The sequence below is a fragment of the Pseudomonas sp. LW8 genome (genome assembly GCF_041956865.1).
GTDB classification, from domain to species: Bacteria; Pseudomonadota; Gammaproteobacteria; order Pseudomonadales; family Pseudomonadaceae; genus Aquipseudomonas; species Aquipseudomonas siliginis.
The window spans coordinates 2,087,180-2,105,493 of record NZ_CP168138.1 but is presented as its reverse complement, the minus strand read 5'-3'; the positions used below and the strand labels follow the sequence as shown (position 1 = coordinate 2,105,493).

General features: G+C 61.8%; 16 protein-coding genes. 13 read left to right on the top strand and 3 right to left on the bottom strand.

Features of this window, described 5'->3' with window-relative positions; all coding sequences use genetic code 11:
* Window positions 1–278: 278 nt before the first annotated feature.
* From AB9L16_RS09465 to AB9L16_RS09430, 8 genes are all read left to right on the top strand, one after another.
* Entirely contained in the window at window positions 279–1,133 is an 855-nt protein-coding gene (locus tag AB9L16_RS09465; protein WP_095179557.1) for a MurR/RpiR family transcriptional regulator, read from the top strand.
* 2 nt (window positions 1,134–1,135) lie between these two features.
* Complete coding sequence (locus AB9L16_RS09460) at window positions 1,136–1,780, top strand: isochorismatase family cysteine hydrolase (protein ID WP_056784610.1); 645 nt, start codon at window positions 1,136–1,138, stop codon at window positions 1,778–1,780.
* Window positions 1,777–3,108, top strand: coding sequence for a glutamine synthetase (locus AB9L16_RS09455; protein WP_375123423.1), 1,332 nt, complete (start codon window positions 1,777–1,779; stop codon window positions 3,106–3,108). Before AB9L16_RS09460 ends, AB9L16_RS09455 begins: the two co-directional genes overlap by 4 nt.
* The gene (locus tag AB9L16_RS09450; protein ID WP_252887676.1) at window positions 3,092–3,844 is read left to right on the top strand and encodes an N-formylglutamate amidohydrolase; all 753 of its coding nucleotides are present in this window, start codon (window positions 3,092–3,094) and stop codon (window positions 3,842–3,844) included. The genes AB9L16_RS09455 and AB9L16_RS09450 overlap by 17 nt, the downstream gene beginning before the upstream one ends.
* 54 nt (window positions 3,845–3,898) lie before the next feature.
* On the top strand, window positions 3,899–5,248 hold the full coding sequence (locus AB9L16_RS09445) for an APC family permease (RefSeq protein ID WP_076567476.1): 1,350 nt from the start codon (window positions 3,899–3,901) through the stop codon (window positions 5,246–5,248).
* 118 nt (window positions 5,249–5,366) lie between these two features.
* Complete coding sequence (locus AB9L16_RS09440; protein ID WP_375123422.1) at window positions 5,367–6,383, top strand: arginine N-succinyltransferase; 1,017 nt, start codon at window positions 5,367–5,369, stop codon at window positions 6,381–6,383.
* Between the two features lie 49 nt (window positions 6,384–6,432).
* Window positions 6,433–7,467, top strand: coding sequence for an arginine N-succinyltransferase (gene astA / locus AB9L16_RS09435; protein ID WP_150742760.1), 1,035 nt, complete (start codon window positions 6,433–6,435; stop codon window positions 7,465–7,467).
* A 154-nt stretch (window positions 7,468–7,621) separates the two neighbouring features.
* A complete protein-coding gene (locus tag AB9L16_RS09430; RefSeq protein ID WP_016774123.1) occupies window positions 7,622–8,491 on the top strand; it encodes an oxaloacetate decarboxylase in 870 nt (289 codons plus the stop codon).
* Window positions 8,492–8,620: 129 nt separating this feature from the next.
* On the opposite strand, the gene AB9L16_RS09425 is transcribed toward AB9L16_RS09430, so the two are convergent.
* The 3 genes from AB9L16_RS09425 to AB9L16_RS09415 form a co-directional block, all read right to left on the bottom strand.
* Window positions 8,621–8,899 carry a hypothetical protein gene (locus AB9L16_RS09425; RefSeq protein WP_095179553.1) on the bottom strand — a complete coding sequence of 93 codons (279 nt, stop codon included), beginning with the start codon at window positions 8,897–8,899 and terminating at the stop codon, window positions 8,621–8,623.
* A gap of 401 nt (window positions 8,900–9,300) precedes the next feature.
* Window positions 9,301–10,536 (bottom strand): M20/M25/M40 family metallo-hydrolase, encoded by a 1,236-nt coding sequence (locus AB9L16_RS09420; protein WP_056784596.1) that lies wholly within the window; start codon window positions 10,534–10,536, stop codon window positions 9,301–9,303.
* Between the two features lie 208 nt (window positions 10,537–10,744).
* Window positions 10,745–11,818, bottom strand: a complete 1,074-nt coding sequence (locus tag AB9L16_RS09415) for a diguanylate cyclase (RefSeq protein WP_150635710.1) — start codon at window positions 11,816–11,818, stop codon at window positions 10,745–10,747.
* Between the two features lie 188 nt (window positions 11,819–12,006).
* Here AB9L16_RS09415 and AB9L16_RS09410 point away from each other — a divergent pair, with 188 nt between their 5' ends.
* The 5 genes from AB9L16_RS09410 (at window position 12,007) to glcF (ending at window position 18,273) form a co-directional block, all read left to right on the top strand.
* On the top strand, window positions 12,007–13,461 hold the full coding sequence (locus AB9L16_RS09410) for a flavin-containing monooxygenase (protein ID WP_375123421.1): 1,455 nt from the start codon (window positions 12,007–12,009) through the stop codon (window positions 13,459–13,461).
* A gap of 21 nt (window positions 13,462–13,482) precedes the next feature.
* Window positions 13,483–14,409, top strand: coding sequence for an alpha/beta fold hydrolase (locus AB9L16_RS09405; RefSeq protein WP_016774118.1), 927 nt, complete (start codon window positions 13,483–13,485; stop codon window positions 14,407–14,409).
* Between the two features lie 92 nt (window positions 14,410–14,501).
* Entirely contained in the window at window positions 14,502–16,001 is a 1,500-nt protein-coding gene (glcD, locus tag AB9L16_RS09400; RefSeq protein ID WP_252879848.1) for a glycolate oxidase subunit GlcD, read from the top strand.
* Window positions 16,001–17,050, top strand: a complete 1,050-nt coding sequence (gene glcE, locus AB9L16_RS09395; RefSeq protein WP_252869183.1) for a glycolate oxidase subunit GlcE — start codon at window positions 16,001–16,003, stop codon at window positions 17,048–17,050. Before glcD ends, glcE begins: the two co-directional genes overlap by 1 nt.
* 2 nt (window positions 17,051–17,052) lie before the next feature.
* Window positions 17,053–18,273, top strand: a complete 1,221-nt coding sequence (gene glcF / locus AB9L16_RS09390; RefSeq protein ID WP_375123420.1) for a glycolate oxidase subunit GlcF — start codon at window positions 17,053–17,055, stop codon at window positions 18,271–18,273.
* Window positions 18,274–18,314: the final 41 nt, after the last annotated feature.

Here is an 18,314-nt window from a genome sequence, read left to right as displayed (position 1 = left end):
CAAGAGATTTGCGGCCCATTGTGCCGTAAAACCGTGCTCCTCAGCGTAGCCCGGCCTCTAGCCACGCGCGCGCCACGGGCAATGTCTGACACTAGCGAAGGCAAAGGACTACAAAACGATGCAACTTCCGCGTAAGCCTTGCTACACGGGCACTCTGCACACTTTTGGTGCTCGAAAAACCTGTACAAAAATTCGCTAGACATGTAGCACCCATTACATAAATACTCGTTTAACGGATTGTGAAACGAATTCGACACCCCCATCCAGCAGGAGCCCGGATGCCCCCTCTCAGAGACCTGATCACCGACCCCGGCCTGGACCTGACGCCGTCGGAGCGCAAAGTCGTTCGCGCCCTGCTTGACCAGTATCCACGTAACGGTCTCGGGCCTATGGCGCGACTGGCCGAACATGCCGGTGTCAGCGATCCGACCATCGTGCGTCTGGTGAAAAAGCTCGGTTTCGGCGGTTATGCCGAATTCCAGGAAGCCCTGCTCAGCGACATGGACCATCGCCTGCGTTCACCGCGCACGCTGTTGCAGCCGCGCTCGCAGCAGAACAAGGACGATGCCTGGGCGCATTACCTGGCGGACAGCCAGCGTTTGCTGGTCGACACCCAAGCCCTGACCCAGCCTGAGGACGTGCGCATCCTCGTGGAATGGCTGCTCGACAGCCGCCATCAGGTCTACTGTTTTGGTGGCCGCTTCAGCATTCTGCTGGCCAATTACCTGCTCAACCATTTGCGTCTGCTGCGTCCCGGCTGTTTCGCCTTGGAAGATAACGCGCTGCTGCCTGACCGCTTGTTCGACCTGCAACGTCAGGACGTGGTGCTGGTGTTCGACTACCGGCGCTACCAGACCCAGGCTTTGCGCGTTGCGCAGGCGGCGAAGAACAACAACGCGCGGGTGGTGCTGTTCACCGATGTCTACGCCTCGCCGCTGCGCGAATTGGCGGACCTGATCATCAGCGCGCCGGTGGAATCGGCGTCGCCGTTCGACACCATGGTGCCGGCGCTGGCGCAGGTCGAGGCGTTGATTGCCTGCCTGACCTTGCGCGTGCCGGACCCGGCCGATCGCCTGGAAGGCATCGATGCCCTGCGCAACGATTTTGCGACTCACCTGCTGGAGGACAAATAAGGATGTTCAGCCTTCCCCACCGCTCGCCACGGGACCTGCCGTTTGCGACCGACCACACCGCTTTGTTGCTGGTGGACATGCAGCGCGCCTGGCTCGAACCGCAATTCGACCCGCACCTGAGCGGCGCGGATGCCGAGTATTTTCTCCAGCGCACGCGCAGCCAGGTGGTACCCAACCAACAGCGCCTGCTCGGCGCCTTTCGTCAGGCGCAGCAGAACGTGCTGCACACGATTATCGAAAGCCTGACCGCCGACGGTCGCGACCGCTCGCTGGATCACAAACTGTCTGACATGCACTTGCCCAAGGGCAGCGTGCAGGCTCAGGTCATCGCTGAACTGACCCCGACCGAAAACGAAATCGTGCTGCCGAAGACCTCCTCCGGGGTGTTCAACTCGACCAACATCGATTACGTGCTGCGCAATCTGCAAACCCGCCATCTGATCATCGCCGGCATCGTCACCGACCAATGCGTGGACATGGCCGTGCGCGATGCCGCCGACCGTGGTTATCTGGTCACGCTGGTGGAGGATGCCTGCGCCACTTACACAGCTGAACGCCATCACGCCTGCCTCAACGCGATCAAGGGTTACTGCTGGATCACCGACACCGACACCGTGCTCGGTCGTCTGCGGGAGATGCAGCCATGAGCCCGCGCCTGACGCCTTTACCGATGACCACGCTGGTGACAACTGACCTGATCGGCATCACCCGGGGCCGCTCGTTTCCTACCGATGAGCTGGAGCATTACCAGGCAGCGGGATGCGGCTGGGTCCCCGCCAACAGCGCGTTGACGCCGCAGGACATCATCGCTTCGAGCAGTCCGTGGGGCGCGTACGGCGATCTGCGGCTGATTCCGGATCTGAGCAGCCGCGTCACTGTCGGCAGCGGCCCGGACGCCAATGCACCGGTGCTGGATTTCATCCACGCCGATATTCGCGAGACCGACGGCCAGGCCTGGGGCGCCTGCCCACGCACATTGCTGCGCGATGAAATCGAGCGCTATCACGATGAGTTGGGGTTGCAGGTCAACGCCGCCTTCGAACATGAATTCAACCTGCACGCAGGCATTGCCGAACACGCGGCGTTCTCTCTCGAAGCGCAGCGCCAGGGCGCCGAATTCGGCGGCTGGCTGCTCAGTGCCCTGCGCGCCGGCGGCGTCGAGCCGGAAATGTTTCTGCCGGAATACGGCAAGCACCAATACGAAATCACCTGCCGCCCGACTCTTGGCGTAGCGGCGGCGGATCGTGCGGTCAACGTGCGCGAAATCACCCGGGAAATCGCCCGGCAAATGGGCCTCGACCTGAGTTTTGCGCCGAAGACTGCCGCCGAAGCGGTGTGCAACGGTGTGCACCTGCACATCAGCCTGCTCGACCTGGCCGGCCAGCCGATGTTGTACGACGCCGGCACCAGCAACGGCCTGTCGAGCATCGGCCAGCATTGGGCTGCCGGAGTCCTGCATTTTCTACCGGCGCTGTGCGCGTTCACCGCGCCGACGCCGCTGTCATACCAGCGTTTGCAGCCGCACCACTGGAGCGCGTCGTATGCGTGTCTGGGGCAGCAGAACCGTGAAGCGGCGCTTCGCATCTGCCCGACCGTGACCTTGGCCGGCAAGTCCGCCGCGCAGCAGTTCAACCTGGAGTTCCGCGCCATGGACGCCACCGCCTCGCCGCATCTGGCCATGGCCGCACTGCTGATTGCCGGGCGGCTGGGCATCGAACAACGTCTGGCGCTGAACGCGATCACCGATGAAATTCCCGATTCACTCAACGACGAGCAACGCAAGGCCCGGGGCATCGTCGCCCTGCCCGCCTCGCTGGCCCAGGCGCTGGATTGCCTGCGCGACAGTGCAGCGTTCAATGAATGGCTGCCCAAGCCGTTGCTCGACACGTATTACGCCCTGAAAACCGAGGAACTGGCGCTGACGGAACAGCTCTCGCCCGCTGACCTGTGTGAGCACTATGCACGCCTGTACTGAATCCGCTGAGCTGGGGTTGTATACCCGCCCGGTCTACACCCTGAGCCGCGAGGACTCGACGAATCCGTTGATCCTCGTGTGCGAACACGCCAGTCGATACATCCCCGACGCCCTGAACAATCTGGGCCTGGACGAGGCGGCCGCGCGCGAACATATCGCCTGGGACATCGGCGCGCTGCAACTGGCCGAACAGTTGTCGGAACAGCTTGGCGCTACGTTGCTCAGCGCCAATTATTCACGGCTGCTGATCGACCTCAACCGCCCGCGCCATGCTCCGGACAGCATCCCGCTGCAGAGCGAGATCTACCCGATACCCGGCAACCGCGAGCTGGATGAGGCGACCCGCGAATACCGCCGGCAGACCCTGTTCAAGCCGTTTCATGCGCGCTTGCAGACGCTGATCGATGAACGCATTGCCAAAGGCCGGCCGGTGCGTGTGGTCGGCATTCACAGTTTTACCCCGGTGTATTACGGCCAGCCGCGACCACTGGAAGTCGGCGTGTTGTTCGGCCAGGCCCGGGACTATGCCCTGCGTTTGCTCGACGGGCTGCAAGTGCATCCGCTGAAGGTGGCGGGCAACCAGCCGTACAGAATTGATCCCTTGGGCGACATGACCGTGCCGGTGCACGGCGATGCCCGGGGCCTTGAGGCGGTGCTGATCGAGGTGCGCAATGATCTGCTGCGCAGCCCCGAAGCGGTCTCGCGCTGGGCAGGTTACCTCGCACCTTTGCTGTAAACGATGGACCGATAAAACATAAACCGACCGATGGCTGACAAGGAGTTGCGCTTCATGGAAATTGAAGAATTCGGCTACAAGCAAGAGTTGAAACGTAGCCTGACGCTGACCGATCTGGTGGTGTACGGGATGATCTTCATGATCCCCATCGCCCCGTTCGGTGTGTATGGCTACGTCAACGCCGAAGCACCGGGGATGGTGCCGCTGGCGTACATCATCGGCATGGTGGCGATGCTGTTCACCGCCCTGAGTTACGGCAGCATGGCCAAGGCCTTTCCGGTTGCCGGCTCTGTATATTCCTACGCGCAACGCGGCCTTAATCAACACGTCGGCTTCATCGCTGGCTGGCTGATGCTGCTCGATTACCTGCTGATTCCGCCGCTGCTGTACCTGTATTCGGCGATGGCGCTCAACCATTTGTACCCGGACATTCCCAAGGTCGGCTTCATCCTGGCGTTTCTGGTCAGCGCAACATTCGTCAACCTGCGCGGCATCACCTTCACCGCGCGGATGAACATGCTGTTCCTGCTGGCACAACTGGTGGTGCTGGGGATCTTCCTGTTCTACGCCTGGAACGCCCTGCACAACGGTGGCGGTAACGGTGAGCTGACGCTGGCGCCGCTGTATCACCCGGAAACCTTCAACTTCGCTCTGCTGATGCAAGCGGTGTCGATCGCCGTGCTGTCGTTCCTCGGCTTCGACGCGATCTCCACCCTCGCCGAAGAAATCAAGGAAGATCCGGGCCGCAGCGTCGGCAAGGCAGCGCTGATCACCCTGGCGGTGATGGGCACGATTTTCGTCGTACAGACGTGGATTGCCACCGATCTGGCGGCGGGCATGGGCTTCAAATCCGCCGACACCGCGTTTTATGAAATTGCCGAAATCGCCGCTGGCAGCTGGCTGGCGACCCTGACCGCCGTCGCCACGGCGCTGGCCTGGGGCGTTGCTGTAGCGATCACCTCGCAGGCCGCCGTCTCGCGTCTGCTGTTCGGCATGGCCCGCGACGGCAAGCTGCCGAAGGTGCTGGCCAAGGTCCACCCGAAACACAACACGCCGTACCTGAGCATTTATCTGGTGGCGGTGTTGTCGCTGCTGATCTGCTACCTGTTCATCGACGCGGTCGACATCCTCACCTCGCTGATCAACTTCGGCGCCCTCAGCGGTTTCATGCTCCTGCACCTGACGGTGATCAACCACTACTGGCGTCGGCAGAAGTCGGGACAGTTTGTGCGCCATCTGCTCTGCCCGGTGATCGGCTTCATCATCGTCGCCGCCATCATGTACAACATGGGCGTCGATGCGCAGAAACTCGGCCTGATCTGGATTGCCCTGGGCCTGGTGTACCTGTTCTTCCTCAACAAGCTCGGCGCCAGCACAGCGCTGCCCGATCCGAGCAAAGGCTGACAAGAAAAAGAGCGGCGTCTGACAACAAATCAGGCGACCGCCGATTCAACGCGTGGACACCGACAGTGATAGTCAGGTTCGGCGAATCGGCCGAACCTTTTGATACAGGAGTACATCCATGCTGGTCTTACGCCCAGTCGAGCAGAATGATCTGCCCCAGCTACAGCGCCTGGCCCGCGAGAGCCTGATCGGGGTGACTTCGCTGCCGGATGACAGCGAACACCTGCGCGAAAAAATCGCCGCGTCGTGCGCGTCTTTCGACAGCGCCGCCACAGCCCAGGGGCCGGAAAACTATTTCTTTGTACTGGAAGATCTCGAACGCCAGCAATTGGTCGGCTGCTCGGAAATCCTTGCCACCGCAGGCTTCAAGGAGCCGTTCTACAGCCTGCGCAACCGCCATTTCACCAGTGCATCGCGGGAATTGAACATCGAGCACGGCGTGCCGGCGTTGTCGCTGTGCCATGACCTCAGCGGGCATACCTTGCTGCGCGGTTTCCACATTGACACCGCGTTGGTGCGCACGCCGTTTTCTGAACTGCTGTCGCGAGCGCGCCTGCTGTTCATTGCTGCGCATGCACAGCGGTTCTCCGAGGCGGTGATCACCGAGATCGTCGGCTACAGCGACGAGCATGGTCACTCGCCGTTCTGGGATGCGCTGGGCAAGCACTTTTTCGACCTGCCGTACGCGGAAGCCGAGCGTCTGTGCGGATTGCAGAGCCGCACGTTCCTCGCCGAACTGATGCCGCAATACCCGATCTACGTGCCGATGCTGCCGCCAGCAGCGCAGGAATGCATCGGCCGCGTGCACCCGGACGGCCAGGAAGCGTTCGACATCCTCGCCCGTGAAGGCTTCGAAACCAACAGCTACATCGACTTGTTCGACGCCGGTCCGACGCTGTATGCGCGCACCGCAAACATTCGTTCGATCGCTGGCAGCCAAACGGCCATCGTCCGACAACAAGCATCAACCGCCGCACACGGCCGTTATCTGCTCAGCAACGACGCCCTGCATGACTACCGCGCGATTGTCACCGAACTCGACTATCACCCTGATCAACCGCTACCCCTGACACCCGCCATCTGCGCGGCACTGAAAGTCAGCGAAGGCAGCTCGATACGGCTGGTCGCTCTGTGAGCCGCGTTAGCCATCCGCGCCTGAATCGGTACGCCAAAGGAGTTGGAGCATGATTGTCCGTCCGGTAAAAGTCAGCGACCTGCCAGCCTTGATGACCCTCGTCGAACAGGCAGGGCCAGGTTTCACCACCCTTCCGGCCAACGAAGACCGCCTCGCACATCGAGTGCGTTGGGCACAGCGCGCATTCGCCGAACAGGTGGAGCGCGCCGATGCCGATTACCTGTTTGTCCTCGAGGATGATGAGCAGCGCGTGGTCGGTGTCAGCGCGATGGCCGGCGCCGTTGGCCTGCGCGAGCCCTGGTACAACTACCGGCTCGGGGTGACCGTCAGTTCGGCACCGGACCTGGGCATTCAGCGGCAGATCCCAACGTTGTTCCTCAACAACGAACTGACCGGCCAATCGGAGCTGTGCTCGCTGTTCCTGCGCCATGACCAGCGCAGCGGCAGCAATGGTCGACTGTTGTCGCTGGGGCGCCTGCTGTTCGTCGCCGAGTTTCCGCACCTGTTTGGCGAGAAGATGATCGCCGAGCTGCGCGGCAGTGCCGATGAAAACGGTTGCTCACCGTTCTGGGACAGCCTCGGCCGACACTTTTTCCAGATGGATTTCACCCACGCCGATCACTTGTCCGGCCTGGGCAACAAAGCCTTTATCGCCGAACTGATGCCGCGCCAGCCGCTGTACACCTGCCTGCTCACCGAACAGGCGCAGGCCGCGATCGGCCAGACTCATCCGAACACCCAGCCGGCGTTGAAGATTCTTCAAGCCGAAGGTTTCACGCACAAAGGCTATATCGACATTTTCGACGGTGGCCCGGTCATCGAAGCGCCGATCCGCAGCATCCGCACGGTGCGCGACAGCCTCGAACTGACCCTGAGCCTCGGCACCCCGGACGAGCAGGCGCCGCTATGGCTGATTCACAACCGCCGGCTGGAAAACTGCCGTATCACCGTGGCCCCCGGTCGACTGGTGGGCAACAGCCTGGTTGTCGATCGTCTCACCGCCAAACGCCTGCAACTTCAGCCGGGCAATTCAGTGCGCGCAGTGCTCCTGCCCCATCAACAGCAACATGCCGTGGCGGCCTGATATTTCCAGCACGGGAGATTAAACCTTTCAGCCGCCAGTCCTGCCGCGCAAATTCGTCATGATTCTTGACCCATTCGCGTGATAGCCTTTTCACTCTTCGGCGTTGACACCTTTGCTCAAGCCCTTCCATTCCTTATGTATTGGTGGAACTCGTATGACCAGGCTTTCCCATCAAGATTTGCGCCGTAACTTCCGTCAGCTGCTGGCCTCCGACACCTGCTACCACACGGCTTCGGTGTTCGACCCGATGTCCGCCCGCATCGCCGCTGACCTGGGTTTTGAAGTGGGTATCCTCGGCGGTTCCGTGGCCTCCCTGCAGGTGCTTGGCGCGCCGGACTTCGCCCTGATCACCCTCAGCGAATTCGCCGAACAGGCCACGCGCATTGGCCGCGTCGCCCAATTGCCAGTGATCGCCGACGCCGACCACGGCTACGGTAACGCTCTTAACGTGATGCGCACCATCGTCGAACTGGAACGCGCTGGCGTCGCTGCACTGACCATCGAAGACACCCTGCTGCCCGCGCAATTCGGGCGCAAATCCACCGACCTGATCACCGTGGCCGAAGGCGTCGGCAAGATCCGCGCGGCGCTGGAAGCCCGGGTCGACACCGAGATGGCCATCATCGCCCGCACCAACGCCGGCATTCTGCCGAATCAGGAAATCATCAGCCGCACCCGCCAATATCAGGCGGCGGGCGCTGACGGTATCTGCATGGTCGGCGTGCAGGACTTCGATCAGCTGGAACAGATCGCCGAGCATCTGACCGTGCCGCTGATGCTGGTCACCTACGGCAACCCAGCCCTGCGCGACGACAAACGCCTGGCCGAACTGGGCGTGCGCGTGACCATCGACGGCCATGGCGCCTACTTCGCCGCGATCAAAGCAACCTACGACAGCCTGCGCGAACAGCGGCAGATCTTCACCCAGGCCTCCGATTTGAGCGCGACCGAGTTGACCCACACCTATACCCAGCCGGAGGAATACATTCTCTGGGCCAAGGAGTACATGAGCGTCAAGGAGTGATGCACACGCTGCACCGGCCCCTTCGCGAGCAGGCTCGCTCCCACAGTTGAAATGCGGTCCCCTGTGGGAGCGAGCCTGCTCGCGAAAGCGTCTATTGCGGCACCGCTAAACCGGCGTCTTATACCCCTCCTACCGCTGCGCCGCCCGCGCCTGAATCACATTCAGAATCGCGCAGCCCTCGCGCATCAGCAGATGAACCGCGCTGGTCACCCGCGTCAGATCACAATCGGAGATGCCCTTGAGGTTGAGGCTGGCGAAAGTGTCGGCCAGATCGCGCACGACCAAAAACCGGTGCATCGCACAGGCGGCCATGTCGCTGAGTTCAGTGTGGGTATTGATGAAGAGCACCGGGGATTCGGCGTCGTAGGTGTCGATGGGGAGGTAGCGCGGCATTACCTGGTCGGTCATAGAGTTCACTCCAGAAAGGTCAGGTTCTGTATTCGACCGGCCAAGATCGTCGCAGGGTTATCTGCGAACCGAGACTATAAGAGCCGCGCCCGACGGCCGCAACGAGAGCTTCTGTCGGACTTTTCGGTATTTTTTGTGCGCCGTCCTCGACTGCCACTTTTCCCACAAAAGCCCCTCACCCTAGCCCTCTCCCAGAGGGAGAGGGGACTGATTGGGGGATGCTCTGGATCTACGCCGACGTGAGAGATCGCGTTGAATGCGAATTTGAATTCAACTTGATCTGGCGGTTGCCACATGGACCACAAACAACGCGGTCAGTCCCCTCTCCCTCCGGGAGAGGGTTAGGGTGAGGGGCCGATTTCTCTGGCACCCCGCCCGGCCTCGTCACACCGCAAACCCCATCACCGCGGCTTCGCCAACTCCATTATCATCCGCGACAACAAATAAATCCGCGGCGCCACGCTCGCCACCTCGGCATATTCCTCAGGCGTGTGAATATTGCCGCCGACAATGCCGAAGCCATCCAGCGTCGGCGTCCCTACGCCTGCGGACAGACTGGCATCCGCCGCGCCACCACTGCCCTCCTCGGTCAGCTTGCGGCCAATCTCGCCGTAAATTCCCTGGGCCATGGCCATCAGGCGATCCGACTCGGCCGTTTGTGGCATCGGCGGCAAACCGCGCTGCAAGGACGTTTTCACTTCGGTATCGGCAATCAACTTGTCCTGCGAGACCCGCGCCAGATCCTTCTCGATGCGATCAAATTCCTCCGGCACTGCCGCACGCACATCCGCTTTGGCCGTGGCCTGATCAGGAATCACGTTGGTGCGATCACCGGCCTTGAGCACGGTAAAGTTGATGGTGGTCTTCTTCGCCTCGTCACCGAGCTTGCCCAGTTGCAGAATCTGATGCGCCGCTTCCATCGCCGCGTTCCGTCCCAACTCTGGCGCGACGCCGGCGTGGGCGGCCTTGCCTTTGACTTCGACCAGCGCCGTCGCACTGCCCTTGCGCCACACCACCAGGCCATCGGCCGGGCGCCCCGGTTCGAGGTTGAGGGTGACGTCGTGCTGTTTGGCGGTTTTCTTGATCAGGTCGGTGGCGACGTCCGAGCCGGTTTCTTCGCTGGCATCCAGCAGGAAGGTGATCTGCGCGTAATCCTTGAAGTCGAGGTTCTTCAGCACTTTCAATGCGTAGATGCCGGCGACGATGCCGCCCTTGTCGTCCATTACACCCGGCCCGTAGGCGCGGCCGTCCTTGATGTGGAAAGGCCGCTCGGCGGCGGAGCCTTCCTTGAACACAGTGTCCATGTGCGCCATCAGGAGAATCTTCGCTTTCCCGGTGCCTTTGAGCGTGGCCAGCACGTGGTTGGATTTTTCCGGGGTGTTGGGCACCAGTTCGATGGTGGCGCCGAGTTTTTTCAGTTCATCGATGGCAATGTCGCTGACCTGTTTCAGGCCCGGCTCATAACCTGAGCCGGAGTCGATATTGACCAGTCGCTCCAACATTTTCAGGGCTTCGGGCTGATACTGCTCGGCATCGGCGAGCACTTGTTTGTGCGGTTCGGCGGCGTTTGCGGCCGAGAATGCGAGGGACAGACCGAGGCTGGCGGCCAGCAGAGAGCGGGGAAAGGAGAACGTCATGAAGCAGTCCTTGTTTCGTGTCGGAGGGATTCAACCGTAACCGACATCGGCGCGAGGCTCTATAGCGAATGCGACACTGATCTAACCGACAACACATACCCCGGTGGGAGCGAGCCTGCTCGCGAAGGCGTCGTGGCAAACGATATTGATACCGCCTGACCCAGCGCTTTCGCGAGCAGGCTCGCTCCCACAGGTATCAGCTCGCCCGTCAGACCGAATCCAGCAGCGCCTGCCTCGGCTTGTTGTCGCTGTTGCAGATCACCCGATTGCGCCCACTGGCCTTGGCTTCGTACAACGCCTGATCGGCCTCATCCAGCCAACGCGTGGCGTCGGCATGGCTCGGGTCGTACGCGGCCAGGCCAATGCTCAGACTGACCTTCAACGCCGGGTTCTGCTCGTAGCCCATCACCGCAAAACGCTCGCGCAAGGCTTCCATCGCCTGAGCCGCGTTGAACAGTGGCAGCTCCGGCAAAATCACGCAGAACTCGTCCCCGCCATAGCGCCCCGCCACATCCGTGGCGCGAAGATTCTGTTTGAGCAGTTTGCTCAACTGGCGCAGGACGATATCGCCAGCGACATGCCCATAGGTGTCATTGATCGCTTTGAAGTGGTCGATGTCGATCAGCGCAATCGCCGCGCCCTGCTGCTGGCGTTTGCAGCGCTGGAACGCGAGGTTCAGCTGATCCTTCCACGCGCCGTGATTGAGCAGGCCGGTGAGGCTGTCGGTGCGACTCAACGCCAATAGCTCGCGCTTGTGCCGACCGAGGGTCGAGGCCTGGCGAAAGCAGATCCAGCCCAGCGCCAGCGGATACAGCAACAGCAACGGCAAACAGGCGTACAGCTGCAGCGGCGATGTCGGTGGAATGAACGCCGGAGCAAACACCACCAGCCCCACGCCCATACCGAATAGCTGTGCCGCCGTGCCCGCCAGCAAAAAACGCCCGCCACCGATGGCGACGTTGTTCATCGCCATCATCGAAATCGTGGTAGCGCTGGGCAAGGGATTGAACTGCATGGCGGCGACCCAGAAGCCGCCCATGAATGCATCAATCAGCAAATTGCGGTGTTCGGCGCGAAACGGCACGCTCGAGCTTCGCGCCCATTGAAAGGCCAGATGCGGCCAGACCAGGCCGTTGAACAGCATCAGGCCCCACACCCACAGCGGCGGATCGAGCGCGTGCATCGCCACGCTGACACACATCAGCCCGAGCAGCAGCCCGAACACCCGCGACCTGTACAGCCTCCTGGCCAGTGAAAGTCCCTTTCCTCGCGTATTTCCCATAAGGGCCTCGACCGCGCGATGCATGGTTACATCCCGACAAGGATGTGTCCGGAGTCTATCAGGGCGCCGCTAAATAGCCATCACCGGCCAGCGGCCTGAATAGAGCGCTATCAGCGCCGCACGCGCGGCCCAGAGTTGGCTATAAATGAAAGAGGGGAAATGGAAAAACAACTATAAAAAGGGGGCACATGCATACCTACGCTGTGTTGATCATCGGCAGCGGTTTCGGCGGCCAGTGCGCGGCGGTCAACCTGCTCAAGGCCGGAATCGACGACTTTCGCATTCTCGAGCGACGCGATTTTTTCGGCGGCACCTGGTGCCAGAACACCTACCCCGGCGCAGCGGTGGACGTACCGTCGCCGCTGTATTCGCTGTCATTCGCGCCCTACCGCTGGTCGCAGATGTTCGCCGAACAGGCGGAACTGCGTCGCTACACCGAACAGCTGATCGAGCAGTTCGGTTTGCGCGAGCGCGTGGAGCTGGGGGCGGATGTCGAGCGCGTCGAGTGGGACGAGGCGGAAAAACACTGGACGGTGCACACCCGCGCCAAAGGCATCTTTCACACGCAGTTTTTGATCAACGCTTCCGGGCCATTGAGTCAGCCGGTCATCCCGCACTTTGCCGGGATGGATCGCTTTCAAGGCAAGACTTTTCACACAAACAATTGGGATCACAGCTACGACTATCGCGGTAAACGCGTGGCGATCGTCGGCAGTGGTGCCAGCGCCGCGCAGGTGATCCCGGCGATTGCGCCACAAGTCGAACACCTGCATGTATTCCAGCGCACGCCGCATTGGGTGCTGCCGCGTGCCGATCGCAAATTCGGCCGTTTCCAGCGCTGGCTGCTCGGTCTGAAGCCGGCGTACAAGCTGCTGCGCTGGCTGATCTACTGGCAATTCGAAACCCGGGTGATCGCCTTCAAATACTCGAGACCGGCGATTCATCTGGTCCAACAACATGCGCTGCGTTTTCTCAAGCGCCAGGTTCCGGACCCGCTGCTGCGGCAAAAACTCACTCCGGACTTCACCATCGGCTGCAAACGCGTTTTGGTGTCCAGCACGTACTACCCGGCGCTGAGCCGCGCCAACGTCACGTTGCACAGTCGCGAGCACGGCATCGCTTCGATCGACGAAAGCGGGATCAACACCGTGGACGGCGAGCATCTCGATGTTGATCTGATCGTCTGGTCCACCGGTTACGACGCCACCGACGGGGTGATTTCCTACCCGGTCAGCGGCAAAAACGCGGTGCAACTCAGAGATGTCTGGGCCGAATACCCGCGCGCCTACCTCGGCACCAGCCTGCCGGATTTCCCCAACCTGTTTATCGTCACCGGGCCGAACACCGGCATTGGCCACACTTCGGCGCTGTTCATCATCGAATCGCAGATGAACTACATCCTCGACTGCATCCGCACCGTACGAGCCAAGGGCCTGCGCAGCATCGAAGTGCGCCGTGACGCAGAACGTACCTACACTGCAATGATCCACCGGGAAATGCAGCGCACGGTGTGGAAATCCGGTGGTTGCCACAGTTGGTACCAGAGCAAGAGCGGTCATGTGATCGCGATGTTTCCCGGCTTCAGTTTCAGCTATCACCTGCTGACCCGGGCGCTGAAACCGGCCGACCATATTTTGTCCTGAACACGTATAAGGAAGACGTCGATGCTTTTGCTGTTTGTCGCACTCGCGGTTTTCGTGGCCTGGAGCTGGTTGAGTTACCCGGCGGTCGGCCATTGGTTGTACAACCTGGCCATGGCCAGCGAGGCCAGGTTGTACAAATTGCACAAGATCGAAGTGCCGATCGCCGAGATGACCGTGTCGACCTGGCAAGGCGGGCCGTACGAGGCGTCCAGCGCGATCCTGATGCTGCACGGCTTCAGCGCCGATAAAAACCTCTGGCTGCGCTGCGCCCGGCATTTCGTCCGTCAGTATCGGGTGATCATTCCGGATCTGGCCGGCCACGGTGAGACTGGCTTCAAGGCTGGCGGCGGTTATGACATCGCGGTTCAGGCCAAACGCATGATTCAACTGCTCGATGTCTGCGGCGTGGAGAAAGTCCATGTCATCGGCAATTCCATGGGCGGCTATATCGCCGCGTGGCTGGCGGCGACCTATCCGGAGCGAATCGCTTCGCTGGCCTTGATCGACCCGGCCGGCGTCACCGCACCGGAGCCGAGCGACATGGAGCGCCATCTGGCGCGCGGGCACAATCCGTTCCTGATCAACTCCCGCGAAGAATTTCAGCGCTTCTACGCGATGACCATGGAGTCGCCGCCGTGGGTGCCGAAGCTGGTGCTGGACGCCGTCGCCCAGCGCTACGAGCAACAACGTGACGAGCTCGAAGAAATCTTCCGCGACTTCCGCGCCAGCCCGCCGATGGAGCCGAAACTGGCCGAGATCAAATGCCCGGCGCTGTTGCTGTGGGGGCGCAAGGATCGCCTGATCGACGTCAGCAGCGTGCCGGTGTGGAGCAAAGGCATCGCCAATCTCGAAGTGGATGTGTGGGATCACGTCGGGCACATGCCGATGGTCGAACAGCCGGGAAATACCGCGCGGCTGTACGGGGAGTTTCTGGAACGACAGCGATGAAGATGGATACTCGCAATGCCCCAGGTTGCGCACCTGATCGTTCCCATGCTCTGCGTGGGAACGATCAGCGGAGACAGAAGGTTGGCGTTCCCATGAACATCCTTTACGACGAACGCCTCGACGGTCCGTTGCCCGAGGTGAACAAGGGCGAATTGCTCAAGGCTCTGCAACAAGCCCTGCCGGACCTGGACATCCTCTGGCGCGAAGATGAACTCAAACCCTACGAATGCGACGGTCTCTCCGCCTACCGCACCACGCCGATGCTGGTCGCCCTGCCCCGTCGACTCGAACAAGTGCAAACCCTGCTGAAACTCTGCCACCAAAGCAACGTGCCTGTCGTCGCGCGGGGTGCCGGTACGGGCTTGTCCGGCGGCGCGCTGCCACTGGAAAAGGGCCTGCTGCTGGTGATGGCGCGGTTCAACAACATCCTGCACATCGACCCCGCTGCACGTATCGCGCGGGTTCAGCCGGGGGTGCGCAATCTTGCTATCTCCCAGGCGGCGGCCCCATTCGGCCTTTATTACGCGCCGGATCCGTCATCGCAGATCGCCTGTTCGATCGGCGGCAACGTCGCGGAAAACGCTGGCGGCGTGCATTGCCTCAAGTACGGCCTGACCGTGCACAACGTGCTGAAAATCGAAGTGCTGACCATCGAGGGCGAACGTCTGACGCTGGGTTCCGAGGCGCTTGATTCAGCCGGTTTTGACCTGCTCGCCTTGTTCACCGGCTCCGAAGGCCTGCTGGGGATCATCACCGAAGTCACGGTGAAGCTGCTGCCCAAACCGCAAGTCGCCAAGGTCCTGCTCGGCAGTTTCGATTCAGTCGAGAAGGCCGGCCGAGCGGTTGCCGAAATCATCGCTGCCGGGATCATTCCCGGAGGCCTGGAAATGATGGACAACCTGGCCATTCGCGCCGCCGAAGATTTTATCCACGCCGGTTACCCGGTCGACGCCGAGGCGATTCTGCTGTGCGAACTCGACGGTGTCGAAGCCGACGTGCACGACGATTGCCAGCGGGTGCGCGAAGTCATGACAGCAGCCGGCGCCACTGAAGTGCGCCAGGCCCAGGACGAGGCCGAGCGCGTGCGTTTCTGGGCCGGGCGCAAAAATGCGTTTCCGGCGATCGGCCGGTTGTCGCCGGATTATTACTGCATGGACGGCACCATCCCGCGCCGCGAATTGCCCGCTGTGCTGCAAGGTATCGCCAGCCTCGGCGAGGAATATGGCTTGCGCGTGGCCAACGTGTTCCATGCCGGCGACGGCAACATGCATCCGCTGATTCTGTTCGACGCCAACCAGCCGGGGGAGCTGCATCGCGCCGAGGCATTGGGCGGCAAGATCCTCGAACTGTGCGTGAAGGTCGGCGGCAGCATCACTGGCGAGCACGGCGTCGGCCGCGAAAAAATCAATCAGATGTGCGCGCAGTTCAACAGCGACGAGTTACTGCTGTTTCATGCAGTGAAAGCCGCGTTCGATCCGCAGGGCTTGCTCAATCCCGGCAAGAACATTCCGACCCTGCACCGCTGCGCCGAATTCGGCGCGATGCACATTCACGCCGGGCAACTGCCCTTCCCCGAGCTGGAGCGATTCTGATGGCTGATTTCGACGCCGCCAACGCCCTGCTCGATCAGGTCAACGCCGCGCGGGCCAATGCCACGCCGCTGAAGATTCAGGGCGGCAACAGCAAGGCCTTTCTCGGTCGCGAGGTGGCCGGCGAAGTGCTCGACACCCGTGCTCATCGCGGCATCGTTCAATACGATCCGACCGAACTGGTGGTCACCGCACGTGCCGGCACGCCATTGTCCGCGCTGCTTGCGGCGCTGGATGACGCCGGGCAAATGTTGCCCTGCGAACCGCCATCCTTCGCCGACAGCGCCACGGTCGGCGGCATGGTCGCCACGGGACTGTCCGGACCTCGCCGGCCGTGGTCCGGCTCGGTACGCGACTTCGTTCTCGGCACGCGGGTGATCACCGGCCTCGGTCAGCATCTGCGCTTCGGTGGCGAAGTGATGAAAAACGTCGCCGGTTATGACCTGTCGCGACTGATGGCCGGCAGTTTCGGTTGCCTCGGCGTGCTCACCGAAGTGTCGCTGAAAGTCCTGCCGAAACCGCGCCAGTGCCTGAGCATTCGCCTCGATATCGACTGCGCTCGGGCCTTGAGCAAACTTGCCGAATGGGGCCAGCAACCGCTGCCGATCAGCGCGGCATGTCACGATGGCCAGAGCCTGTATCTGCGTCTGGAAGGCGGCGAAGGTTCGGTAACGGCGGCGCATCAACGCCTCGGCGGCGAGCCGCTGGACTCGGTTTTCTGGCGCGACCTCAACGAACAGCGCCTGAGTTTTTTCGACGAAGGTTTGCCGCTGTGGCGCCTGTCATTGCCGAACAATCTCGGCCCGCTCGAGCTGCCCGGCGAGCAACTGATCGACTGGGCCGGCGCGCAACGCTGGGTGAAATCCGAAAGCTCTGAGATTCACGCACTCGCCCATTCCTTGGGCGGCCATGCAACGTGCTTTACCCATGGCGCCACCGATTCGCCGTTTCAACCCTTGGCGCCAACCCTGCTGCGCTACCACCGGCAACTCAAGGCACAACTCGACCCGCAAGGGCTGTTCAACCCCGGGCGAATGTACGCGGAGGTTTAGCCATGCAAACCACCCTCAGCGAGCAATCGCGGCAATTGCCCCGCGCTGGCGAAGCGGAAAAGATCCTGCGCACCTGCGTGCATTGCGGCTTCTGCAACGCGACGTGCCCGACCTATCAATTGCTCGGCGATGAACTCGATGGCCCGCGCGGGCGCATTTATCTGATCAAGCAAGTGCTGGAAGGCGCACCGGCCACCGAGCAGACGCAGCTGCATCTGGATCGCTGCCTGTCGTGTCGCAACTGCGAAACCACCTGCCCGTCCGGCGTCGATTATCACAACCTGCTCGACATTGGCCGCGCAGTAGTCGACAGCGCGGTGCCGCGCCCGGCCGCTCAGCGCTTGCTGCGCGAAGGCTTGCGTGCGTTGGCGCCCAATCCCGGTTTGTTCAAAGGCTTGCTGCGCATGGGCGCGACCTTTGGACCGTTGCTGCCGCGCCTGCTGGAAAGCAAACTGCCGCAACACTTGGGTGTTATGGGGTCGCGCCCCGCTCCTCGGCATCCGCGCCGGGTGTTGTTGCTCGAAGGCTGCGTGCAACCGGGCCTGTCGCCGAACACCAATGACGCGACCGCGCGGGTGCTCGATCGTCTGGGCATCAGCGTCACTCCGGTGAGCGAGGCGGGTTGCTGCGGCGCGCTCGACTATCACCTCGACGCCCAGGCCAAAGGTCTCGACCGCGCTCGACAGAACATCGACGCTTGGTGGCCGCACTTGCAGAATGGCGCCGAAGCCATCGTGCAAACGGCCAGCGGTTGTGGCGCGTTCATCAAGGATTATGGGCATTTGCTTGCGGACGACCCGATCTACGCCTCGAAAGCACGGCGGATCAGCGAAATGACTCGGGATCTGGTGCAAATCATCGCCGAAGAACCGCTGGAGCAAGTGTGCGCCGCCAGCGAACGACGCATCGCCGTGCATTGCCCGTGCACTTTGCAGCACGCACTGAAACTCGGCGGCGCCGTGGAAGCCGTGCTGACCCGACTCGGCTTCAACCTCACACCAGTGCCGGATGGCCATTTGTGCTGCGGCTCGGCGGGCACTTACTCGCTGACCCAACCGGTGCTGGCGCGGCAACTGCGCGATCAGCGCCTCAACGCCCTGGAAAGCGGCCGACCGGAGTTGATCGTCACTTCCAATGTGGGCTGTCAGAGCCATCTGGCGAGCGCCGGGCGCACGCCGGTCAGACACTGGATCGAGCTGGTGGATCAGTCGTTGGCAGAATGAAGTTCGTAGGATTCTTCGTTTGCCCGCGTGGGCGAAGGCTG

Bases quoted from the DNA above. Each gene is read 5' to 3' on its own strand.
- AB9L16_RS09410 (WP_375123421.1), top strand. From the start codon at position 12,007: ATGCATACCTACGCTGTGTTGATCATCGGCAGCGGTTTCGGCGGCCAG.
- AB9L16_RS09450 (WP_252887676.1), top strand. From the start codon at position 3,092: ATGCACGCCTGTACTGAATCCGCTGAGCTGGGGTTGTATACCCGCCCG.
- glcD (WP_252879848.1), top strand. From the start codon at position 14,502: ATGAACATCCTTTACGACGAACGCCTCGACGGTCCGTTGCCCGAGGTG.
- AB9L16_RS09445 (WP_076567476.1), top strand. From the start codon at position 3,899: ATGGAAATTGAAGAATTCGGCTACAAGCAAGAGTTGAAACGTAGCCTG.
- glcF (WP_375123420.1), top strand. From the start codon at position 17,053: ATGCAAACCACCCTCAGCGAGCAATCGCGGCAATTGCCCCGCGCTGGC.
- glcE (WP_252869183.1), top strand. From the start codon at position 16,001: ATGGCTGATTTCGACGCCGCCAACGCCCTGCTCGATCAGGTCAACGCC.
- AB9L16_RS09440 (WP_375123422.1), top strand. From the start codon at position 5,367: ATGCTGGTCTTACGCCCAGTCGAGCAGAATGATCTGCCCCAGCTACAG.
- AB9L16_RS09455 (WP_375123423.1), top strand. From the start codon at position 1,777: ATGAGCCCGCGCCTGACGCCTTTACCGATGACCACGCTGGTGACAACT.
- AB9L16_RS09465 (WP_095179557.1), top strand. From the start codon at position 279: ATGCCCCCTCTCAGAGACCTGATCACCGACCCCGGCCTGGACCTGACG.
- AB9L16_RS09425 (WP_095179553.1), bottom strand. From the start codon at position 8,899: ATGACCGACCAGGTAATGCCGCGCTACCTCCCCATCGACACCTACGAC.
- AB9L16_RS09430 (WP_016774123.1), top strand. From the start codon at position 7,622: ATGACCAGGCTTTCCCATCAAGATTTGCGCCGTAACTTCCGTCAGCTG.
- AB9L16_RS09415 (WP_150635710.1), bottom strand. From the start codon at position 11,818: ATGGGAAATACGCGAGGAAAGGGACTTTCACTGGCCAGGAGGCTGTAC.
- AB9L16_RS09420 (WP_056784596.1), bottom strand. From the start codon at position 10,536: ATGACGTTCTCCTTTCCCCGCTCTCTGCTGGCCGCCAGCCTCGGTCTG.
- AB9L16_RS09405 (WP_016774118.1), top strand. From the start codon at position 13,483: ATGCTTTTGCTGTTTGTCGCACTCGCGGTTTTCGTGGCCTGGAGCTGG.
- astA (WP_150742760.1), top strand. From the start codon at position 6,433: ATGATTGTCCGTCCGGTAAAAGTCAGCGACCTGCCAGCCTTGATGACC.
- AB9L16_RS09460 (WP_056784610.1), top strand. From the start codon at position 1,136: ATGTTCAGCCTTCCCCACCGCTCGCCACGGGACCTGCCGTTTGCGACC.